The organism is Pseudomonas sp. R76 (assembly GCF_009834565.1).
Taxonomy (GTDB): Bacteria; Pseudomonadota; Gammaproteobacteria; order Pseudomonadales; family Pseudomonadaceae; genus Aquipseudomonas.
The window spans coordinates 6,439,599-6,456,043 of record NZ_CP019428.1 but is presented as its reverse complement, the minus strand read 5'-3'; the positions used below and the strand labels follow the sequence as shown (position 1 = coordinate 6,456,043).

The following is a 16,445-nucleotide window of genomic DNA, read 5'->3' as shown; positions in this document are numbered from 1 at the left end:
GCGTCGGGCGTAATCCCAGGCTAGTCAGCCCGTGAAAAAACGCGGCCCAGGGTGTATTTCAGCCTTTTACAGACTGGCCGCCGCCACCGCCGCAGGCCGCAAAGAATCAGCTGGCCACAGTTCCAGCGAACACACGCTGATCAGGTTTCGAATCTTTTCACCAATCACTTGGGCGCGGTGCCAGCTCAAACCGTCCATCACAATTTCTATGTTCAACAGGTCATCTTCGCGGTTCACATTGACCTGTTGCGGCGTCAGGAACTGCAGCGCGAAATAGTTAAGTACCCGGCACAGCACATCCGGTTCTGCCTCGGCGATGATTTGATAATGCGCCTGACACTGGGCGCTGTTGACGGCCCACGCATCGACGCGGGTTGCAGGGTGGTTGGTTTCGACGGCGTGCATGCTGACTCTCCAAATTCGACTGGAGAAATTTTTACATTCGCGTGGGGAGATTTCTTATCTAAGATGGGCCATATCAGCAAAAAATAGACTAAAACAATTCAAGTTAAGCACCGTCACGGGTATTTTTATGCACAGCGAATTGGACGCTTACGACCGCCGTATCCTGGCGTTACTGCAAGAGGATGCTTCGCTTTCCAGCGCGCAGATCGCCGAGCAGGTCGGCCTGTCGCAATCGCCGTGCTGGCGGCGTATCCAGCGGCTGAAGGAAGAAGGCGTGATTCGCGGCCAGGTCACCCTGCTGGACCGCAAGAAGATCGGCCTCAACACGCAGATTTTTGCCGAGGTCAAACTCAACGCCCACGGCCGATCCAACTTCACAGAGTTCACCGAAGCGATTCGCGGGTTTCCGGAAGTGTTGGAGTGTTATGTGTTGATGGGGGCGGTGGACTTTCTGCTGCGCATCGTAACCTCGGACATTGAGGCGTATGAGCGGTTTTTCTTCGAGAAGTTGTCGATGGTGCCGGGGATTCAGGAGGTGAATTCGATTGTGGCCTTGTCGGAGATCAAGTCCACCACCAGCTTGCCAGTGTTGCGTTGACTGTGGGAACGGGCTTGCTCGCGAATGCGGTGTGTCAGTTACTAAGAAGTCGACTGATCCACCGCTTTCGCGAGCAAGCCCGCTCCCACATTTGACCGAGTTGTCCGGTATTACAGACGCAGCAACGTCTTCCACGCGCGGTTCTGATACACCGCAATCGCCTGATGCATACGCGCATCCAGCGACTCGTCGGTGATCGGCTGGTTAGCCAATACAGCCAGCTTGTTCAGCTCGCCATACAAACGGTCCAGCTCCGGGATGTCCACCACCTGACGCGCGTGGTGCAGCCAGGCCTGGATGCGTTCGATGCGCGGCAGTTGCTCGGCCAGGTCTTCCGGCTGCTGCTGATAGCGCGACAGCTGCAGGGCAACGGCGTCGTCAGCCAACAGGCGTGGCAGCCAGTTGGTGATTTGCGCAGCGCCCTGGCGGTTGCCACGCACGTTGCGGTCGGCGGTCCAGGTGCGGGCCAGCAGCCAGCGCGAGGTGTTCAGCGAGAACAAGCCCCAGCGCACGTCTTCCAGTTCTTCGACAAATTGTTCCGGTGCGGCTTTGCGGATGTCTTCGTCGTCGTCACCGGCCTGCACCAGTGGGCGCCAGTCTTCCAGCAACGCGTCGAGTGCGCTGCGCAGTTCGCTGGTGGATTGACGCGGAGCGGCCTGGCCGAGGCTGCCGATCAATGCGCGCAGTTCACCGAGGTTGTCGACCCAGTCCTGCAACAGACGCCAGTGGCCGTTGAAACGGTATTGCTCGGCCAGACGCTGGCTGCTGCCCAGCAGGTGCCACATGATCGCGGCGAAGGCGTCATCCAGCGGCATTTCGGCGTGGATCTGCGGCGCCGGCAGGCTCAGCGAGTAGCTGCTGGCGTCATACAGACGGTAGCCACGCTCGGCCTTGCTGATATCGCACGGCATCAGCGCCAGGGTGGCGGCCAGCTCGGCGGCCAGTTCCAGCAGGGCAGCCGGTTCACCTTCGCGCAATTCCAGTTCCAGCTCGCAGATTTCTTCTTTCTGCTTGCCGACCACCACATGGCCCAGGTCCAGGGCGGCTTCGATCACGACTTTGGCCTTGCCACGACCCCAGGCGATTTCGGCGCGTTCACGCACGAAGTCGGTGGTGAAGATCGGCTTGAGGGTCTTTTTGTCCAGCTCGGCCAGTTGCTCCGGCCAGCACTCGCCGTCGAGCTTCTTCACGTCGAGCTTGGCTTTGGGCAAGTCCCAGTTGTATTCGTTACGTTCCGACAAGCCAGCGACGCTTTGGCCACGGGTCTTGAGGGTCTGGATGATTTCATCACCGTCCTTGCGCAAGCGCAGGGCGACTTTGGCCTGGGCCAGGTCGCGCTCGGGGGTGTCGAAATACTGGTTCATCAACTCACGGCGTTCCCAGCCACTTTTGTTGCGTTTTTTCAGTAGCGGGTGCTCACGCAGCGCGGCGAGTGTTTCGCGGCTGACGCGGAGCTTGATTTCGGTTTCTTTCTGCATGGCCGGAAAATCCAGGATCGGGAGCGCAGCCGGGGAAAAGAGTGGCTGCCAAGGTCGTGCAGTGTACAGGACTGAGCCCGGCAACGCGCCGCAACGGTTTATTGTGTCGTGCAGATGGTTCTATAGTGGGGCTCATCCGGGACGTTGAGAGGCCGCGCATGCCGTTACCTACTATGAAAGAGCAGTTCGCCGCGTTGATTGCCGCGCCGTCGGTCAGTTGCACCCAAGCGTCTCTGGACCAGACCAACCGCCCGGTGATCGACCTGCTCGCCAGTTGGCTGGGCGACCTGGGTTTTGCCATCGACATCCAGCAAGTCAGCCCCGGCAAGTTCAACTTGCTCGCCAGCTTCGGTAGCGGCCCTGGCGGCCTGGTGTTGGCCGGCCATAGCGATACCGTTCCTTATGACGCTGCGCTGTGGAAGACCGATCCGCTTAAGTTGACGGAAGTCGACGGTCGCTGGGTAGGATTGGGCAGTTGCGACATGAAAGGCTTTTTCGCCCTGGCCATCGAAGCCGTGCTGCCCTTGCTGGACCAGCCCTTCAAACAACCGTTGCTGATCCTCGCCACCTGCGATGAGGAAAGCTCCATGTCCGGCGCCCGCGCGCTGGCCGAGGCCGGGCGCCCGCTGGGCCGCGCGGCGGTGATCGGCGAGCCGACAGGCCTCAAGCCGATCCGCCTGCACAAAGGCGTGATGATGGAGCGCATCGACATCCTGGGCCAAAGCGGCCATTCGTCGGACCCAAGCCTGGGCCACAGCGCCCTCGAAGCCATGCACGATGCGATCGGTGAGCTGCGCGGTCTGCGCCTGGCGTGGCAGCGCGAGTACCGCAACCCGCAATTCAGCGTGCCGCAACCGACCATGAACTTCGGCTGCATCCACGGCGGCGACAACCCCAACCGTATCTGCGGCCAATGCTCCCTGGAGTTCGACCTGCGACCCTTGCCGGGCATGGACCCGCAGGTGCTGCGCGATGCCATCCGGCAGAAGCTCGAACCCTTGGCTGAGCGCCACAAGGTCAAGATCGACTACGCGCCGCTGTTCCCCGAAGTGCCGCCGTTCGAGCAGGCCGAAGACGCCGAGCTGGTGCGGGTTGCGGAACGATTGACCGGTCATCGTGCCGAAGCAGTGGCGTTTGGCACCGAAGCGCCTTATCTTCAGCGCCTTGGTTGTGAAACCTGGTGCTTGGCCCTGGCGATATCGCCTGCGCCCACCAGCCGGGCGAGTACCTCGAAATGTCACGCTTGACGCCTACAGTGCGTCTATTGCGGGAACTGATCGAACATTACTGCCTGAAACCTGCATAAATTAACCCCCGCCCATTCGTACATAAGGAGAGCGAGCGTGTCGCCAAGCCTGTTCCGACGATAACCATCAGCCCGCTGTGCGCTTTCGCGATTCATCCTTTTTTGGCTGCTTTTTATTACAGGCCCAGGTTTTATGCCCGAATACGTCAATTGGCTTCGTCACGCTTCGCCTTACATCAACGCCCACCGCGACTGCACCTTTGTGGTCATGTTGCCCGGCGATGGTGTGGAACACCCGAACTTCGGCAATATCGTCCACGACCTGGTGCTGCTGCACAGCCTGGGCGTGCGGTTGGTATTGGTGCACGGTTCGCGCCCACAAATCGAAGCGCGCCTTGAAGCGCGCGGCCTTACCCCGGCTTATCACGAAGGCTTGCGCATCACCGACGCGGCAACGCTGGAGTGTGTGATCGACGCGGTCGGGCACCTGCGCATTGCTATCGAAGCGCGCCTGTCGATGGACATGGCTTCCTCGCCGATGCAGGGCTCGCGCCTGCGGGTGGCAAGCGGCAACCTGGTCACGGCGCGGCCGATTGGTGTGCTCGAAGGCGTGGATTACCACCACACCGGCGAAGTGCGCCGGGTCGACCGCAAGGGCATCAACCGCCTGCTGGACGAGCGCTCCATCGTATTGCTGTCGCCGCTGGGTTATTCGCCCACCGGTGAGATTTTCAACCTGGCCTGCGAAGACGTCGCCACCCGCGCCGCCATCGACTTGGGCGCCGACAAGCTGCTGCTGTTTGGCGCAGACTTGGGCCTGATCGACGAACATGGTCGCCTGGTCCGTGAGCTGCGCCCGCAACAAGTGCCGGCGCACCTGCAACGCCTGGGCAGCAACTATCAAGCTGAACTGCTCGATGCCGCCGCCGAAGCGTGCCGTGGCGGAGTAGGGCGCAGCCATATCGTCAGCTACGCCGAAGACGGCGCGTTGCTCACTGAGCTGTTCACCCGAGATGGTGGCGGCACGCTGGTGGCCCAGGAGCAATTCGAACTGGTGCGCGAAGCGGCGATTGAAGACGTCGGCGGTTTGCTTGACCTGATCAGCCCGCTGGAAGAGCAGGGCATTCTGGTGCGGCGTTCGCGTGAGGTGTTGGAGCGTGAGATCGAGCAGTTCAGCGTGGTCGAGCGCGAAGGCATGATCATCGCCTGTGCGGCGTTGTATCAGATCGCCGATTCGGATGCGGGTGAGCTGGCGTGCCTGGCGGTCAACCCGGAGTATCGTCATGGCGCACGCGGTGATGTGTTGCTGGAGCGCATCGAGACCCGTGCTCGGGCCAAGGGGTTGAAGACGTTGTTTGTACTCACCACCCGAACAGCGCACTGGTTCCGTGAGCGCGGGTTTGAGCCGAGCAGCGTCGACCGCCTGCCATCGGCGCGGGCGTCGCTGTACAACTATCAGCGTAACTCGAAGATTTTTGAGAAGGCGCTGTAAGCCCGTTCTTTCTGCCCAATACAGAGCTGGCTCATGTGGGAGCTGGCTTGCCTGCGATACAGACGACTCGGTTTTTCAGATAAACCGAGGTGATGCTATCGCAGGCAAGCCAGCTCCCACATTTGATTACCTTATTGGCTGATGAATTTATCGGTCACAAAGGCCGAGTAATCCGGCAGCACCGTTTCAACCTTCCCTTGCTCCTTCAAAAACTTCGCCGTCTCCCCAATCGCCTTCGCCGTGCCCCCTTTAAGCAGGGCATCGGTTTGTTGCGCCTGGGCATCCGGGAAAGTGGTGCCGGCCAAAAGCTCAGGAATGTCGGCGGCATTTGAACCTGTCAATTTAGCGATTTTCTGCACTGGCTCGGAGTCCACCGCCCAGCTGTCTTTATGCGCGGCATAGTCGGCGAAAGAATCCAGCGTGACCTTGGCAAACTTGGCCACTACGTCAGGATGTTTTTCCGCAAAATCCTTGCGCGCCACCCACACTTAAAATGTCGGAGCGCCCCACTGACCCACCTGGGCCGCGTCTGTCAGGGTTTTGCCGGTCTTGCGGATTTCGCCCAGGGCCGGTGACCACACGAACGCACCGTCGATATCGCCACGTTTCCACGCGGCGGCAATTTCGGCGGGTTGTAGGTTCACCACTTTGACTTTCTTGGTGTCCAGCCCCCAATGCTTCAGTGCCCCGAGCAGGCTGTAATGAGAGGTTGAGACGAACGGGGTGGCGATGGTTTTGCCGACCAGATCCTGCGGTTTGTCGATACCGCTGCCGTTACGCACCACCAAGGCTTCAGAAGCATTGATCTGCGCCGATACGATAAAGGCCACAATGGGTAGATTGCGTGAAGCCGCCGCTGCGAGGGGGCTGGAGCCCAGGTTGCCGATTTGCACATCGCCGGACGCGATCGCGGTTACAACCTCGGGCCCGCTGTTGAATCGGCGCCAGGCGATCTTCTCGCCGATGGCCTTTTCGTAGAGGCCATCGGCCTGCGGAACCTTGCTGGGGTCGATGCCGGTTTGGTAGCCGATGGTTAAATCGGCCGCTTTGACACCAAAAGAAAGAATTAGTGACACAAAAACTGTAACAAATTGACGGGAGGATGTGCCTTTGGCCATGATGGCGTCGCCTTTTTGATCGTGGGTGACGTATGCAACAGTACGGCCACACTAATCGATCTAAAAAAAGGCGAGTAAATACCATTTAGGAATTAGCTTATGGAGCGGTTGGTCTACGCTGATGGGCTCGCCTCATGCAAAGGCTTATTCCTGGATCGTATGAAAAAGAATGAAACAATTCTTTTTGGGTGTATGAAAAACTTATTACCCTGCAGGGACCAAATCAACTGCGGTTAGACGAAGGTAGTAGACATACAAAGTTACATTGACTTGGTAGTCACTATCTGGCGCTAATCGCGCATCTGTGGATCCGGGGCGTCAGACCCAGGACCTAAGAAATACAAAAATTAGAAATGAGAGGAGCGGTACATGAAGAAGTCAACATTGGCGTTGGCTGTGACCCTGGGCGCAATCGCTCAGCAAGCAGGCGCTGCCGGTTTTATCGAAGACAGTCACGCCACACTCAGTGCGCGTAACTTCTACATCAACACTGACAACCGCAACGGTCCGGATTCCGCCACCAGCCACAGCAAGAACGCTGAATGGGGCCAAGGCTTCGACCTGCGTTTTATCTCGGGTTATACCCAAGGCACTGTGCAGTTCGGTGTTGATGCTATCGGCCTGTACGGCGTTCGCTTGGACTCCAGCCGTGAAAACCACGGTAACTACAACGGTACGCTGTCAGGCGGCACTGTTTTCCCAAGCGACGGCAACAAAGCTGTCCACGATTACGCCAGCCTGGGTGTGACCGGCAAGGTCAAAATCTCCCAAACCGAGCTGAAGCTGGGCACGCTGCAACCTAAGCTGCCAGTTATCGTGACCAACGATGGCCGTCTGCTGCCGCAAACGTTCCAGGGTGGCCAAATTACCACCAACGACATCAAAGACCTGACACTGGTTGGCGGTCAGATTGAACAAGCCAAAGGTCGTAACTCCAGCAACAACGAAGGCTTGTCGATTGGTGGTGCCAACGGCAGCTCCAACTACAACGCAGGCAAGTTCAGCAACAAGTTCTACTACGGCGGTGGTGACTACAAAATCACCAAGGACCTGACGGCCCAGTACTACTACGGCAACCTGGAAGACTTCTACAAGCAGCACTTCCTGGGTCTGACCCACAACTGGTCGATCGGGCCGGGCGTACTGAAGTCTGACCTGCGTTATTTCCACAGCACTGACGACGGTAAAAACGGCGACATTTCCAGCTACTTCTCCAGCGGTAACTACAGTGGTTTCTCCGCGGGTAAAGGCAAGGTCGACAACAATCTGTACAGCGGCTTGTTCCTGTACAGCGTTTCCGGTCACACCTTCGGTGGCGGTTACCAGGTCAGCAACGGTAGCAGCGACTTCCCTTGGTTGAACCAAGGCGACGGTTCGTCGGCTTACATCACCACTGACATGCAAATCCAGAAGTTCGCCCGTGCCGGCGAGCGCACCTGGCAAGCACGTTACGCTTATGACTTCGCCAAGGTCGGTGTTCCTGGCTTGACCGCAGGTGTCGTCTACCTCAAAGGCAGCGATATCGACACTGTCAACACTGCCCGTAAGGAATTCACCGGTCAGTCCGAGTGGGAACGTGACATCACTGTTGCCTACGTGATTCCAGAAGGCCCGTTGAAAAACCTCGGCGTTGCCTGGAAAAACGCTATGTGGCGCACTGATATCGCCAGCGCGCGCGATCAAGACGAAAACCGTCTGATCGTCAGCTACTCGCTGCCACTGTTCTAGTAGCGTGAAGCTGTTGTAAGACTGTAAGCCTTGCCCGGCGCAACGCCGGGCAGGGTGTTTTACTTTCAAGTCGGGCTCAGCCCCCGCAAGCCCTTCCTGAATCCCCTCTTTGTACAGCGTCTCAAGGCCTTCTCGAACCTTGAAGTGGATGTTGATCCTCGCCGTTTCCGGCGTCCAATGAATTGATTTTTAATATTCTTTTATCTTCTAAATAAATCGATATTTATTCTTTTTAAATAATCCGCAACCCATGCACAGTGGGCTCCATAAGCACTCACCAGGAGCCACACCATGAGCCTAAGACTGGGCGACATCGCCCCCGACTTCGAACAGGATTCCAGCGCCGGCAAGATTCGCTTTCACGAATGGCTGGGCGATAGCTGGGGCGTGCTGTTTTCCCATCCGGCTGACTTCACCCCGGTGTGCACCACTGAGCTGGGCTTCACCGCCAAGCTCAAGGACGAATTCGCCAAGCGCGGCGTCAAGGCCATCGCCTTGTCCGTGGACCCGGTGGACTCGCACCACAAGTGGATCGAAGACATCAACGAAACCCAGAACACCATCGTCAACTTCCCGATCCTGGCCGATGCCGATCGTAAAGTCTCGGACCTCTATGACCTGATCCACCCGAATGCCAGTGACACCCTCACCGTGCGCTCCTTGTTCGTGATCGACCCGAACAAGAAGATTCGCCTGACGATTACCTACCCGGCCAGCACCGGTCGCAACTTCCATGAAATCCTGCGGGTCATCGACTCGTTGCAACTGACCGACAACCACAAGGTCGCCACGCCCGCCAACTGGCAGGACGGTGATGAAGTGGTGATCGTGCCGTCGCTCAAGGACGAGGAAGAGATCAAGAAACGCTTTCCGAAGGGCTATCGCGCTGTGAAGCCCTACCTGCGCCTCACCCCACAGCCCAACCGCTGAGGCTCAAACCGCTATCGCGGGCAAGCCCGGCTCCCACAGTTGACCGCATTCCCCTGTGGGAGCGGGCTTGCCCGCGATGACGGCGGTACAGGCACCACCGAATTTGAGTTAAAACCGAATCACATAGCAGGGGTTTTCAGGCCGTTTCGACGGCCTTTTTTTTCGCCTTGAGATTAATAATCTCCATATGCTTTTATAGAATAAACAAATGAAAAAATAAGATTTATAGATATATAAATCACCTGATATGGTCTGTCCCATCTTGGCGCCATCGCCACACAGCGAACCGCCGACACTTGCTCAAGGAATACCTGCATGCTGGTCGTAACACTTGGAGGCAGCCCCAGCCAGCGTTCCCGCTCCGGGGTCTTGCTGGAAAAAACCCGTCAGTGGCTGCAAGACAAAGGCGTGGAAGTGGTGAGTTATCAGATACGGGACTTCCCGGCCGAAGACTTGCTGCACGCGCGATTCGACAGCCCCAAAGTCATCGACCTGCTGCAACAAGTCGCCAACGCCGACGGCCTGGTTATCGCCACGCCGGTGTACAAGGCCTCGTTTTCCGGCGCACTGAAAACTGTGCTGGACCTGCTGCCCGAGCGCGCCCTGGCACACAAGATCGTATTGCCGATGGCCACCGGCGGCAGCATCGCCCACATGCTGGCGGTGGATTACGCCTTGAAGCCGGTGTTGTCGGCGCTCAAGGCCCAGGAATTGCTCCACGGGATTTTTGCCGAAGACAGCCAGATCGCTTACGCCGAAGGCAGCGCCCAGGCGCAACTGGTGCCAGTGCTCGAACAGCGTTTGCACGAGGCCCTGGAAACGCTCTACGGCGCCATGGCCCGTCGCCCGAAGCCGCTTGACCCCCATGTGTTGAATGAACGTTTGTTGAGTGCTCGCTGGAGCATTTAAGCCGTACCGGATTTTGTAGTACTCACCTTACTCAGCCGCCAACGGCCAAGCAGGTGCAGCCAACCCCCTCATCGCATTTTTGGAGAGAGCGCCATGCGCACTGTCATCTTGCGTCGTGGTCTGGTCGCACTGTTTGCTGCGGCTGTGTCCTTCGGCGCCATTGTTCAAGCCCAGGCCGCCGAAACCCTGCGGATCGGTTATCAGAAGTACGGCACGCTGGTGCTGCTTAAAGCCAAGGGCACCCTGGAAAAACGCCTGGCCGCCCAAGGCGTGCAAGTGCAATGGACCGAGTTCCCCGGTGGCCCGCAACTGCTCGAAGGCCTAAACGTCGGCTCCATCGACTTTGGCGTCACCGGTGAAACCCCACCGGTGTTCGCCCAAGCTGCCGGCGCTGATCTGCTGTATGTCGCCTACGAGCCGCCAGCGCCGACCAGTGAAGCGATCCTGGTGCCGAAAGACTCGCCGATCAAATCCGTGGCCGAGCTCAAGGGCAAGAAAATCGTGCTCAACAAAGGCTCCAACGTGCACTACCTGCTGGTGCGTGCGCTGGAAGATGCCGGCCTGAAATACACCGACGTGCAAACCGTGTTCCTGCCACCCGCCGATGCCCGTGCTGCGTTCGAACGTGGCAGCGTCGACGCGTGGGTGATCTGGGACCCGTACCAGGCCGCCGCCGAGAAACAACTGCAGGCGCGCACCCTGCGTGACGGCACCGGCATTGCCGACAACCACCAGTTCTACCTGGCCACCAAGCCGTACGCCGAACAGCACCCGCAAGTGATCAAGGCGTTGGTCGAAGAAGTGCGCGCGGTGGGTGAATGGTCCAAGGCCAACCCTTCGGACGTCACCGAACAAGTCGCGCCACTGCTTGGCTTGCCGGCTGACATCACCCTGACCTCGGTGAAACGCCAAGGCTACGGCGCGCTGTTCCTGACCCCGGACGTGGTCGCTGCCCAGCAGAAAATCGCCGACGCCTTCTACCAACTCAAATTGATCCCCAAACCCTTGAGCATCAAGGACGTGATCTGGACGCCACCCGCCGCCGTTGCCAAAGCGCCGTAATCCGACTTCTTCAGGAGACAACTCCATGAGCCTCAATATTTTCTGGTTCCTGCCTACCCACGGCGACGGCCATTACCTTGGCACCGCCGAAGGCGCTCGCGCCGTCGACCACGGTTATTTGCAGCAAGTGGCCCAGGCCGCTGACCGGCTGGGTTTCGGCGGCGTGCTGATTCCTACCGGCCGCTCCTGCGAAGACTCCTGGCTGGTGGCCGCCTCGCTGATTCCAGTGACCCAGCGTTTGAAATTTCTTGTCGCCCTGCGCCCCGGGATCATTTCCCCGACGGTGGCCGCGCGTCAGGCCGCGACCCTGGACCGTTTGTCCGGAGGCCGCGCGTTGTTCAACCTGGTCACCGGCGGTGACCCGGAAGAGCTGGCTGGTGATGGTTTGTTCCTCAGCCACGAAGAGCGCTACCAGGCCTCGGTGGAATTCACTCGTATCTGGCGCCGTGTGCTGGAAGGCGAAACCGTGGATTACGACGGCGAGCACATCAGCGTCAAAGGCGCCAAATTGCTCTACCCACCGATCCAGCAACCGCGTCCGCCGCTGTACTTCGGCGGTTCTTCCGAAGCGGCCCAGGACCTGGCAGCCGAACAGGTGGAAATGGTCCTGACCTGGGGCGAACCACCGGCTGCGGTCGCGGAAAAAATCGAACAGGTACGCGCCAAGGCCGCGAAACTTGGGCGTACCGTACGCTTCGGTATTCGCCTGCACGTGATCGTGCGCGAAACCAACGAAGAGGCATGGAAAGCTGCCGACAAACTGATCTCCCACGTGGACGACGACACCATCGCGCGTGCCCAGGCTTCCCTGGCGCGCTTCGATTCCGTCGGCCAGCAACGCATGGCCGCCTTGCACGGCGGCAATCGCGACAACCTCGAAGTCAGCCCCAACCTGTGGGCCGGCGTCGGCCTGGTGCGTGGCGGTGCAGGCACCGCACTGGTGGGCGATGGGCCGACCGTTGCGGCACGCGTCAATGAATACGCGGCGCTGGGCATCGACACCTTCATCTTCTCGGGTTACCCACACCTGGAAGAGTCGTATCGCGTTGCTGAACTGCTGTTCCCGCACCTGGATATCGAACGTCCCGAGCTGCCGAAAAGCGCCGGTTACGTCAGCCCGTTCGGCGAAATGGTCGCTAACGACATCCTTCCCAAAGCTGCGTCGCAGAGCTGAGGCGTAGTCATGAATTTTGAAAAATTAAGCCATCGCGTTGCGCCTTGGGTGCTGCCGATCCTGTTGCTGGCGGTGTGGCAGTTGTCAGTGTCGGCAGGCTGGTTGTCGACCCGTATCCTGCCGGCGCCGAGCGCCGTGATCGAGGCCGGGATCAACCTGGTTCGTACCGGGGAAATCTGGACACACCTGGCCATCAGCGGCTGGCGTGCCGGCCTGGGCTTTGTGATCGGTGGCAGCATCGGTCTGGCCCTGGGCTTTATCACCGGTCTGTCGAAATGGGGCGAGCGCTTGCTGGACAGCTCGGTGCAGATGATCCGCAACGTGCCGCACCTGGCGCTGATCCCACTGGTGATTTTGTGGTTCGGCATTGACGAGACGGCGAAGATTTTCCTGGTCGCCCTCGGCACGCTGTTCCCGATTTACCTGAACACCTACCACGGCATCCGCAACGTCGACCCGGCGCTGGTGGAAATGTCGCGCAGCTACGGCTTGTCCGGTTTCAGCCTGTTCCGTCAGGTGATCCTGCCGGGCGCATTGCCGTCGATCCTGGTGGGCGTGCGCTTTGCCCTGGGCTTTATGTGGCTGACGCTGATCGTGGCGGAAACCATCTCGGCCAGTTCCGGTATCGGTTACCTGGCGATGAACGCCCGCGAATTCCTGCAAACCGACGTGGTGGTATTGGCCATCGTCATGTACGCCATCCTCGGCAAACTGGCCGACCTGGCTGCCCGTGGCCTGGAACGTGTGTGGCTGCGCTGGCACCCGGCTTACCAAGTGAATAAAGGAGGTGCGGCATGACCGCTCAACAACCTCCGCGCCTGCTCAAGGGCATTCCGCTGGCGGTGCGCAAATTGCGCAAGGCCTTTGGTGCGCGGGAAGTCCTCAAAGAGATTGATCTGCACATTCCGGCCGGTCAGTTCGTGGCGGTGGTCGGTCGCAGCGGCTGCGGCAAAAGTACCTTGCTGCGCCTGCTCGCCGGGCTGGACAAAGCCAGCGGCGGCGAATTGCTGGCCGGCTCCGCGCCGCTGAGCGAAGCCATTGAAGACACGCGGTTGATGTTCCAGGAAGCGCGCCTGCTGCCGTGGAAAAAAATCATCGACAACGTGGGCCTGGGTCTCAAGGGCAACTGGCGCCCTAAAGCGCTGGAAGCGCTGGAAGCGGTTGGCCTGGCCGAGCGCGCCAATGAGTGGCCAGCGGCCTTGTCCGGTGGCCAGAAGCAACGGGTGGCCTTGGCGCGTGCGCTGATCCACCAACCGCGCTTGCTGTTGCTGGATGAACCGCTGGGCGCGCTGGATGCCCTGACCCGCATCGAGATGCAGCAACTGATCGAAAACCTGTGGCGCAAGCATGGCTTCACCGTGTTGCTGGTCACCCACGACGTCAGCGAAGCCGTGGCGATTGCCGACCGGGTGATCCTGATCGAAGACGGCGAGATTGGCCTCGACCTGATCGTCGACCTGCCGCGCCCACGCGCCCGCGGCTCACATCGCCTGGCGGCGCTGGAAGCCGAAGTGCTCAACCGTGTGCTGTCGTTGCCAGGCTCGCCACCGGAACCCGAACCTGTTTCACCGCTGCCTACGCAATTGCGTTGGGCTCAATAACTCACTTGTCCCACGAAGGAAAAACACCATGACTATTAAAGCCATCAACGTGCGTAACCAGTTCAAGGGCACCATCAAGGAAATCGTCGAAGGCGACGTGCTGTCGGAGATTGACGTGCAGACGGCGTCCGGCATCGTGACGTCTGTGATCACCACTCGCTCGGTCAAAGAGCTGGAATTGGTGATTGGCAGTGAAGTGATTGCCTTTGTGAAATCCACTGAGGTGTCGATCGCCAAGTTGTGATCACTGCACTGATCGTTCCCACGCTCCGCGTGGGAACGCATCCCGTGACGCTCTGCGTCACCACAATGCAGGCAGGACGCGGAGCGTCCCAGGCGACATTCCCACGCAGAGCGTGGGAACGATCAGCGCTTAGGCAAATACGCCGGCAAATAAAGCCCCACATACGCATCAAACACCCGCATGCCTTCCTCCGCCATGCGCGGCGTAATCTGCCCGTGCTGATGCACTGAGCGCGCGTACACGCGGTCGCTCAACTCCAGCGCCAAGGCAAACACGTCCACATCCGCTGGCAGCGTCGGCACGTCGAAATGGCGGCTGAACACTTCGAGCATCAAATCCCCCAACTCCAGATCATGCTGACGGTCCGCCTGGGTCACTTCGGTAAGGCCATGCTGCGCCAGGATCAACTGACGCGCGGCCGCGTCGTTGCTGTAGATGCTCAGCATGCGCTGCTCGACGATGTAGGACAGGTCGCGCCAGTGTTTGAGTGAATCATGGTCGATGGGCGCCTGAATCGCAGCGCGGAAAGCCGCGTGTACATCGGCAGTCAGCGCTTCCAGCAAGGCCGGCACGCTGGCGAAAAAGTGATACACCGATGACGGCGGAATCTGCGCGCGCTCGGCCACGCTGTAGATCGACAAACTGGCCACGCCTTCAGTCGCCAGCAAGGTACGGGCGGCGTCAAGGATCGCATCGATCCGGGCCTGGCTGCGGGCGCGGGGTTTGCGAGGGGCGGCGGGGCGGGTGGTCATGGAAGTCTCCTACAAGGCAGAGCGCATTGTACGCGACCTTATGATCGTTCCCACGCTCTGCGTGGGAACGCCTTACTGGACGCTCCGCGTCCGCTCTTGGGACGCAGAGCGTCCCTGGCAGCATTCCCACGCAGAGCGTGGGAACGAGATTGCAGCGCAAAAAAATGCCGCAGGCCATTAAGCCTGCGGCATTTTTTAAAGCAGCAACTGCTTACACAGTATGCAGATACCAGTTGTACTCAAGGTCGGAGATGGAGTGTTCGAACTCTTCCAGCTCACTTTCCTTACAGGCGACGAAGATATCTATGTACTTGGGATCGATGTACTTGGCCATCACCTCGCTGTCGTCCAACTCACGCAAGGCATCGCGCAGGTTGTTCGGCAGGCTCTGTTCGTTCTGCTCGTAGCTGTTGCCTTCCACCGGTGCGTTCGGTTCGATCTTGTTGGTCAGACCGTGGTGCACGCCTGCCAGGACCGAAGCCATCAGCAGGTAAGGGTTGGCGTCGGCGCCGGCCACGCGGTGTTCGATACGTACGGCATCGGACGAGCCGGTCGGTACGCGAATCGCTACGGTGCGGTTGTCCAGGCCCCAGCACGGCGAGTTCGGCACGTAGAACTGTGCGCCGAAACGGCGGTAGGAGTTGACGTTGGGGCACAGGAACGCCATTTGGGCGGGTAGGGTCTCGAGCACACCGCCGATCGCGTGACGCAATGCGGCGTTCTGCTCGGGATCCTCGCTGGCAAAGATGTTCTTGCCGTCTTTGTCCAGGATCGAAATGTGTACGTGCAAACCGTTGCCTGCCTGGCCTGGGTAAGGCTTGGCCATGAAGGTGGTGTCCATCTCATGGTCGTAGGCGATGTTCTTGATCAGGCGCTTGAGCAGTACCGCGTAGTCGCAGGCCTTGATCGGGTCGGCCACGTGGTGCAGGTTCACTTCGAACTGCGCCGGGGCACTTTCCTTGACGATGGCGTCAGCCGGGATGCCTTGCTCTTTGGCCCCTTCCAGAATGTCCTGGAGGCAGTCGACGTATTCGTCGAGGTCGTCGATCAGGTAGACCTGTGTCGAGTGCGGGCGTTTGCCGGAGATCGGCGAGCGGGGCGGTTGTGGGCGGCCGTTCACGTTCTCCTGGTCGATCAGGTAGAACTCAAGCTCGAAGGCGGCGCAGATGGTCAGACCGAGGTCGTCAAATTTGCTTACAACTTGGCGGAGCACTTCGCGAGGATCGGCGAAGAAAGGTTCACCTTCAAGTTCGTGCATGGTCATCAGCAGTTGCGCGGTTGGGCGCTTTTGCCAGGGTTCATTGCACAGGGTATCGGGGATTGGATAACAGATTCGGTCAGCATCACCGATGTCCAGACCCAGGCCGGTGCTTTCCACCGTCGAGCCGTTGATATCCAGGGCAAATAAAGAGGCAGGCAGGTTAATGCCCTTCTCGTAAACCTTGTGGAGGCTGGTGCGTTCGATGCGCTTGCCGCGCACCACACCATTCATATCCGCAATTAGAAGGTCTACGTACAGAACCTCAGGATGATCCTTAAGGAACGCGTTCGCTTCGTTAAGCTGAACGGCACGCGGGGGTACCGACATGATGCAACACCTTTGTTGTTAAAAATATCAATCATTGATCTTTTCTGGTTTCAGTCAACCCGAACGGCATGCCGAAGTCAAGCGAGGGCTTTTTTGCCCTAAAAAAGCGCCGTGGGGCCT

14 protein-coding genes and 2 pseudogenes are annotated in these 16,445 nt (G+C 59.3%); 11 read left to right on the top strand and 5 right to left on the bottom strand.

Annotation, left to right across the window (positions count from 1 at the left end; all coding sequences use genetic code 11):
- Positions 1–66: 66 nt before the first annotated feature.
- Positions 67–405 (bottom strand): hypothetical protein, encoded by a 339-nt coding sequence (locus PspR76_RS29330; RefSeq protein ID WP_159960803.1) that lies wholly within the window; start codon positions 403–405, stop codon positions 67–69.
- 127 nt (positions 406–532) lie between these two features.
- Here PspR76_RS29330 and PspR76_RS29325 point away from each other — a divergent pair, with 127 nt between their 5' ends.
- Positions 533–1,003, top strand: coding sequence for an Lrp/AsnC family transcriptional regulator (locus PspR76_RS29325; protein WP_003195279.1), 471 nt, complete (start codon positions 533–535; stop codon positions 1,001–1,003).
- 110 nt (positions 1,004–1,113) lie between these two features.
- Here the strand turns inward: PspR76_RS29325 and PspR76_RS29320 are convergent, their stop codons facing one another.
- Positions 1,114–2,481, bottom strand: a complete 1,368-nt coding sequence (locus tag PspR76_RS29320) for a CYTH domain-containing protein (protein ID WP_159960801.1) — start codon at positions 2,479–2,481, stop codon at positions 1,114–1,116.
- A gap of 158 nt (positions 2,482–2,639) precedes the next feature.
- On the opposite strand from PspR76_RS29320, the pseudogene argE reads away from it, so the two are divergent.
- Together argE and argA are read left to right on the top strand one after the other, a co-directional pair.
- Positions 2,640–3,787: pseudogene (gene argE, locus PspR76_RS29315) on the top strand (acetylornithine deacetylase).
- A 133-nt stretch (positions 3,788–3,920) separates the two neighbouring features.
- Positions 3,921–5,219: an amino-acid N-acetyltransferase gene (argA, locus tag PspR76_RS29310; protein ID WP_159960799.1), complete on the top strand. Its 1,299-nt coding sequence runs from the start codon at positions 3,921–3,923 to the stop codon at positions 5,217–5,219.
- Between the two features lie 131 nt (positions 5,220–5,350).
- On the opposite strand, the pseudogene tauA reads toward argA, so the two are convergent.
- Positions 5,351–6,337 (bottom strand): annotated as a pseudogene (gene tauA / locus PspR76_RS29305) (taurine ABC transporter substrate-binding protein).
- A 369-nt stretch (positions 6,338–6,706) separates the two neighbouring features.
- On the opposite strand from tauA, the gene PspR76_RS29300 reads away from it, so the two are divergent.
- The 8 genes from PspR76_RS29300 (at position 6,707) to PspR76_RS29265 (ending at position 13,985) form a co-directional block, all read left to right on the top strand.
- A complete protein-coding gene (locus PspR76_RS29300) occupies positions 6,707–8,065 on the top strand; it encodes an OprD family porin (RefSeq protein WP_159960797.1) in 1,359 nt (452 codons plus the stop codon).
- 291 nt (positions 8,066–8,356) lie between these two features.
- The gene (locus PspR76_RS29295; RefSeq protein ID WP_003213910.1) at positions 8,357–8,995 is read left to right on the top strand and encodes a peroxiredoxin; all 639 of its coding nucleotides are present in this window, start codon (positions 8,357–8,359) and stop codon (positions 8,993–8,995) included.
- Between the two features lie 315 nt (positions 8,996–9,310).
- Positions 9,311–9,904 carry an NADPH-dependent FMN reductase gene (gene ssuE / locus PspR76_RS29290; protein WP_159960795.1) on the top strand — a complete coding sequence of 198 codons (594 nt, stop codon included), beginning with the start codon at positions 9,311–9,313 and terminating at the stop codon, positions 9,902–9,904.
- Positions 9,905–9,997: 93 nt separating this feature from the next.
- On the top strand, positions 9,998–10,966 hold the full coding sequence (locus PspR76_RS29285) for a sulfonate ABC transporter substrate-binding protein (RefSeq protein ID WP_159960793.1): 969 nt from the start codon (positions 9,998–10,000) through the stop codon (positions 10,964–10,966).
- Positions 10,967–10,991: 25 nt separating this feature from the next.
- Positions 10,992–12,140, top strand: a complete 1,149-nt coding sequence (gene ssuD / locus PspR76_RS29280) for an FMNH2-dependent alkanesulfonate monooxygenase (protein WP_159960791.1) — start codon at positions 10,992–10,994, stop codon at positions 12,138–12,140.
- Between the two features lie 9 nt (positions 12,141–12,149).
- Complete coding sequence (gene ssuC / locus PspR76_RS29275; protein ID WP_159960789.1) at positions 12,150–12,938, top strand: aliphatic sulfonate ABC transporter permease SsuC; 789 nt, start codon at positions 12,150–12,152, stop codon at positions 12,936–12,938.
- Complete coding sequence (ssuB, locus tag PspR76_RS29270) at positions 12,935–13,741, top strand: aliphatic sulfonates ABC transporter ATP-binding protein (protein ID WP_159960787.1); 807 nt, start codon at positions 12,935–12,937, stop codon at positions 13,739–13,741. The genes ssuC and ssuB overlap by 4 nt, the downstream gene beginning before the upstream one ends.
- 28 nt (positions 13,742–13,769) lie before the next feature.
- Entirely contained in the window at positions 13,770–13,985 is a 216-nt protein-coding gene (locus PspR76_RS29265) for a TOBE domain-containing protein (RefSeq protein ID WP_003213899.1), read from the top strand.
- Positions 13,986–14,107: 122 nt separating this feature from the next.
- On the opposite strand, the gene PspR76_RS29260 is transcribed toward PspR76_RS29265, so the two are convergent.
- Entirely contained in the window at positions 14,108–14,737 is a 630-nt protein-coding gene (locus PspR76_RS29260) for a TetR/AcrR family transcriptional regulator (protein WP_159960785.1), read from the bottom strand.
- Positions 14,738–14,948: 211 nt separating this feature from the next.
- Positions 14,949–16,325 (bottom strand): glutamine synthetase family protein, encoded by a 1,377-nt coding sequence (locus PspR76_RS29255; RefSeq protein WP_010207341.1) that lies wholly within the window; start codon positions 16,323–16,325, stop codon positions 14,949–14,951.
- Positions 16,326–16,445: the final 120 nt, after the last annotated feature.

Excerpts from the sequence above, each read along its gene's own strand:
- ssuC (WP_159960789.1), top strand. The coding sequence starts at position 12,150 with ATGAATTTTGAAAAATTAAGCCATCGCGTTGCGCCTTGGGTGCTGCCG.
- argA (WP_159960799.1), top strand. The coding sequence starts at position 3,921 with ATGCCCGAATACGTCAATTGGCTTCGTCACGCTTCGCCTTACATCAAC.
- ssuB (WP_159960787.1), top strand. The coding sequence starts at position 12,935 with ATGACCGCTCAACAACCTCCGCGCCTGCTCAAGGGCATTCCGCTGGCG.
- PspR76_RS29300 (WP_159960797.1), top strand. The coding sequence starts at position 6,707 with ATGAAGAAGTCAACATTGGCGTTGGCTGTGACCCTGGGCGCAATCGCT.
- PspR76_RS29330 (WP_159960803.1), bottom strand. The coding sequence starts at position 405 with ATGCACGCCGTCGAAACCAACCACCCTGCAACCCGCGTCGATGCGTGG.
- PspR76_RS29320 (WP_159960801.1), bottom strand. The coding sequence starts at position 2,481 with ATGCAGAAAGAAACCGAAATCAAGCTCCGCGTCAGCCGCGAAACACTC.
- ssuD (WP_159960791.1), top strand. The coding sequence starts at position 10,992 with ATGAGCCTCAATATTTTCTGGTTCCTGCCTACCCACGGCGACGGCCAT.
- PspR76_RS29285 (WP_159960793.1), top strand. The coding sequence starts at position 9,998 with ATGCGCACTGTCATCTTGCGTCGTGGTCTGGTCGCACTGTTTGCTGCG.
- ssuE (WP_159960795.1), top strand. The coding sequence starts at position 9,311 with ATGCTGGTCGTAACACTTGGAGGCAGCCCCAGCCAGCGTTCCCGCTCC.
- PspR76_RS29265 (WP_003213899.1), top strand. The coding sequence starts at position 13,770 with ATGACTATTAAAGCCATCAACGTGCGTAACCAGTTCAAGGGCACCATC.
- PspR76_RS29260 (WP_159960785.1), bottom strand. The coding sequence starts at position 14,737 with ATGACCACCCGCCCCGCCGCCCCTCGCAAACCCCGCGCCCGCAGCCAG.
- PspR76_RS29255 (WP_010207341.1), bottom strand. The coding sequence starts at position 16,325 with ATGTCGGTACCCCCGCGTGCCGTTCAGCTTAACGAAGCGAACGCGTTC.
- PspR76_RS29295 (WP_003213910.1), top strand. The coding sequence starts at position 8,357 with ATGAGCCTAAGACTGGGCGACATCGCCCCCGACTTCGAACAGGATTCC.
- PspR76_RS29325 (WP_003195279.1), top strand. The coding sequence starts at position 533 with ATGCACAGCGAATTGGACGCTTACGACCGCCGTATCCTGGCGTTACTG.